This window comes from Tepidiforma sp. (assembly GCF_034433535.1).
Classification (GTDB): Bacteria; Chloroflexota; Dehalococcoidia; order Tepidiformales; family Tepidiformaceae; genus Tepidiforma.
Map to the genome: position 1 here is coordinate 1 of NZ_DAOUAO010000188.1, position 4328 is coordinate 4328.

At 72.6% G+C, this 4328-nt stretch carries 3 protein-coding genes and 1 pseudogene; 3 read left to right on the forward strand and 1 reads right to left on the reverse strand.

Annotated elements, in window-relative coordinates:
* Both VAE46_RS09950 and VAE46_RS09955 read left to right on the forward strand, forming a co-directional pair.
* On the forward strand, window positions 1-1249 hold a 1249-nt coding region (locus VAE46_RS09950), incomplete at its 5' end, for a phage portal protein (protein WP_322796782.1).
* A 135-nt stretch (window positions 1250-1384) separates the two neighbouring features.
* Window positions 1385-2623, forward strand: a complete 1239-nt coding sequence (locus VAE46_RS09955; RefSeq protein WP_322796783.1) for an AAA family ATPase — start codon at window positions 1385-1387, stop codon at window positions 2621-2623.
* 82 nt (window positions 2624-2705) lie between these two features.
* Here the strand turns inward: VAE46_RS09955 and alr are convergent, their stop codons facing one another.
* A complete protein-coding gene (alr, locus tag VAE46_RS09960) occupies window positions 2706-3881 on the reverse strand; it encodes an alanine racemase (RefSeq protein ID WP_322796784.1) in 1176 nt (391 codons plus the stop codon).
* A 69-nt stretch (window positions 3882-3950) separates the two neighbouring features.
* Here alr and VAE46_RS09965 point away from each other — a divergent pair.
* Window positions 3951-4328, forward strand: a pseudogene (locus VAE46_RS09965) (hypothetical protein); the annotation flags it as partial.

The following is a 4328-nucleotide window of genomic DNA, read 5'->3' on the forward strand; positions in this document are numbered from 1 at the left end:
GCTCCACCGCCTCGACCCCGACCGCAAGGCCCGCTACCGCGAACACCTCGCGTTCTACCGCGGCCAGCACTGGACCGGCCGCCCCCGCCGCGGCGAGCGCCGGCTCACCTTCAACTACGCCCGCGCCATCGTCGAAAAGGTCACGAGCTACCTGCTCTCCGGTGCCGGGGTCCAGCTCGAAGGCGGCGACGACCCCGCCGGGTTCGAACGCGCCCGTGCCGCCGAGCGCGCCCTCCGCCGGGTGGAATCGGCCAATGCGCTCAGCCAGCTCGATTTCGAGACCGAACTCGATTGCGCCGTCCTCGGCGACGCCGCCTACCGGGTCACCTGGGATGCCGCCGCCCGCGAGGTGCGCATCACCGCGCCCGACGTCCAGGGCATCTATGCCTGGCGCGACCCCGCCGACCCCGCCCGCCTGCTCGCGCTCGCCCACCAGTACCCCCGCGGCGAGGTGGAGGTCACCGAGCACTGGACCGCCGAGACGTTCGAACTGTGGGAAGGCGCCGACCTCGTCCGGCGGCTGCCGAATCCCTACGGCTTCATCCCGTACATCGTCTTCCCCAATCAGCGCGAACCGAAGGAGCCCTGGGGCACGAGCGACATCCCGGCGCTGGTGGAGGCCAACCGCGAACTGAACCGCGCCTTCAGCCAGCTCAGCCAGGTGCTCGAGCTTTCGGGAAATCCCATTGCGGTGCTCGAAGGGGTGAGCGGGTCCGAGGACATCACGGTCGAACCCGGCGCCATCTGGGAAGTGCCGGAAGATGCCCGCGCCTACCTGCTCGACCTCCTCCAGGGCGGCGGGGTGGCGCTGCACACGGCCTACATCGACCTCATCTACCGCGTGTTGCACGACCTCGGCGAATCGCCGCGGACGGCCTTCGGGCACAACCCGCAGGGGCTGAGCGGCATCGCGCTCAACACCGAGCTGGACCCCATCGCGCGGAAGGTCGAACGGAAGCGCCGGGTGCGCACGGCGGTCTACGAGCGGCGGGCGTGGATGGTGCTGCAGCTGCTGCACCGCTTCGAGGGGTTCGAGATCGCGGGGGTGCGTCCGGTGATGCACTGGGGCCCGGTGCTGCCCATCGACCGGTCGCGGCAGGTACAGGAGAGCCGTGCGCTGGTGGAGGCGGGCATCCTCTCGCGGCGCAGCGCGGCCGCGGCCCTCGGGGTCGACGACCCGGAGGCCGAGCTCGCCCGCATCCGCGAGGAGGCGGCCGGCGGGATTGGGTCCGACAGCCCTCGCGCGTGACAGCCGGGTGAACAACGCGGGAGAACTTCGTTAGAAACGGTTGCCGGCAGGGAAATTCGCTTCTCATCCGGTGGCCAGGGCGTGACGATGCGTGCACCACCCCCGGACCCGAGCGGTTCAGAAAGCGAGCATCCCGTGGCCTCTCCCCTCATCACCCTCCTCGTCGATAGCGACGAGCTTTCGCGCGACCTCATGCGCCGGCGGCTCGAAGAAGCCGGCCTTGAAGTCACCCTCGAGCGGCCAGCCGGGCTCGCCGCCCAGCAGACCATCGCCGAGATCCACCCCGGCGCCGTCTTCGTCGCGGTCGAACAGCCCATCCAGCGGGCGCTGCAGGTCATCGAATTCACCCGCGCGCTGCTGCCCGGCACCTTCATCGTGGCTTACTCGCAGGAGTGGAGCCCCCACCTCGAGCGGCGCCTCCTCCAGGCCGATGTCAACGACTTCCTCCACGGCAGGCTGACCCGCGACCGCCTGGTGGAAGTCGCCGGCCGCGCCCGCGCCATAGCCATCCGCCGCGAGCGGCTCGAAGCCCCCGCCGATGCCGCCGGGCGCGTGGTCGCTGTCGTTGGGCAGAAGGGCGGCATCGGCAAGTCGACCACCAGCACCAGCCTCGCCGCCGCCATCGCCGCCCGCGGCGAACAGTCGGTCCTGCTCATCGACCTCGACACCCGCTTCGGCGATGTCGCCATCATGCTCAACGTCACCCCCGAGTACACCGTTTCCGAGGTTGCCATGCAGCCGGAATACCTCGACCGCGAGGTGTTCCCGCGGGTGCTCCTTCGGCACGAATCGGGGGCCTTCGTGCTCCCGGCCCCGCGCGATTACCGCAGCTGGCTGAACTGCTCGCCCGAGCACATCCAGCGGCTCATCCGCTTCGCCGCGACGATGTTCGACGTCGTCATCCTCGACACGCCCGGCACCTTCAACGACGTGGTCGGCGCCGCCCTCGACGTCGCCGACCGGGCCGTGGTCATCACCAGCTCCGACCTTTCGAGCATCAAGAACACGGCGCTGATGGTCGAACATTTCGCGCTCAAGGGGCGGCCCGAGGATTCGGTGCTGGTGACGCTCATCCACGGCCACAGCGAGCCGGGCCCCGGCCGGGCGGAGGTCGAATTCGCCATCGGGCACCCCGTGAACTTCGAAATCCCGTTCGACCGCGAGGTGCGGCGCGCCACGCAGGCCGGGGTGCCGGTCACGCAGTACCGGCCGGGTTCGCCTGCCGCCCGGGTATACGAGGCGCTGGCGGCGTCCCTTGCCGGCTACCCGGCGCCGGTCGCCCCGCCCGATGTGCGGTCGCGCTTCTTCGGCATCTTCGGCGCGCGGCGCGGCCGGACCGCCGGCGCCGCCCGGCGCGATACGGTCGCCGTCTAACCCGTTCGAACAGCACACCTCTCCAGCCATGCGGCCCCGGCCGGCCAGCCGGGGCCCTGTGGCGTCCCGGTCGCGGCGAAGGTCACCAGGCCGGGGGCGTGATGGTCTCGACGTGGCCGCTGCGGTGGTAGATGCGAGGGAGCCGTCCCGAGAGCCCGGCCAGCAGGTCCCAGGCGATGGTCCCGGCGGCCTGCGCCACTTCGGTCGCGGTCAGCCGCTCGCCGCCGTCCTCCCCGATGAGAGTGACGACGTCGCCCTCGGCCGCGCCGGGGACATCGGTGACATCCGCGAGGAACTGGTCCATGCAGACCCGCCCGATGACGGGGCAGCGGCGCCCTCCGACGATCACCTCGCCTGCGTTCGAAAGCGACCGCCGCCAGCCGTCGGCGTAGCCGACGGGCACCAGGCCGGCCCGGGTCGGCCGCGCGGCGCGCCAGGTGAGGCCGTAGCTCACGCCGTCGCCCTGGGCCACGTCGCTCACGCGGGCCAGCCGGGCGCGCAGGGCGAGCACCGGTCGGAGCGCGGGACCGGGCGTGTTCGCCGGGAGCTCACCGTGCAGGGCGAGCCCGATGCGTACACCCTCGTAGCGGAAGACCTCGCGCCGCAGGGCAGTGGCGGTGTTGGCGGTGTGGCGGTAGCGAATCCACGGTAGCCGCTCCGCCACCGAGGCGAACCGCTCGTACTGGACTTCGCTGAAGGAGTCATCGGCTTCGTCGGCGTTGGCCATGTGGGTCATGAGCCCCTCGAGGTCGAGCCATGGCAGCTGCCGGATGTAGTCGGCCAGCGCGAGGGCCTCCCCGGCTTCGACCCCAAAGCGGTGGAGGCCGGTATCCACCTTGAGGTGAACGGTCGCGGGCACCCCGGCCTCGGCCGCGGCTGCGGCGAGGGCGTCGGCCAGCTCGCGCGAATGGCAGGTCAGCGTCAGGCGGGCGCGCACGGCCTGGCGGGCATCGGCCGGGAAGGCGTGCCCGAGGACGAGGATGGGGCGGGTCACCCCGGCCTGCCGGAGCAGGTAGCCCTCGTGTGGCCACACGACGGCGAAGCGGTCGACGCCGGCCGCCTCGAGCGCCGGGGCAACCGCGGCGGCGCCGGCGCCGTAGGCGTTCGCCTTGACGACGGCGATGAGCTCGACCGGGCCGAGGAGCTGTTTCAGGGTGCGCACGTTCGCCGCCAGGGCGTCGAGGTCGATTTCGAGCCACGCGTTGAGCGCCGTGGTGACCTCGGGGAGCGCGTTGCGGGTGACGGGCGGGTGCGCCACGGGCAGGGTCCTTTCCGTGGGCGGCCGCGGCTTTGACCGGCCTGCCGCCACCACCCTAGCATCCGGGAGGTGAAGGCCGCGCGCAATCGGCCCCTGCCGGCTGCGCTGCTGCGGCTCGCCGCCCTCGGGCTCGCTGCGGCGCTGGCTGCAGCGTGTTCGCGCGCGAACCCCCCGGACCCGACGCCGCTCCCATCTCCAGAACCAACGGCGACGCCGCTCTCCGCGACGCCGGCGCCCGCGGGCTCGCCCACCCCGGCGGCATCGCCGGCGCTGGACGCTGCCGCAGCGCTCCTGCGCGAGGGCCGCTTCGCCGAGGCGGCGGCAGCCTACCGAACGCTGGCCGCCGACCCTGTGGCCGCCCGCGACCTTCGCGCGGCAGCCTGGTTCGGCGCCGGCCTCGCCGAGGACGCCCGGGGCGAGCGCGATGCCGCTGCGGAGGCGTTCGGG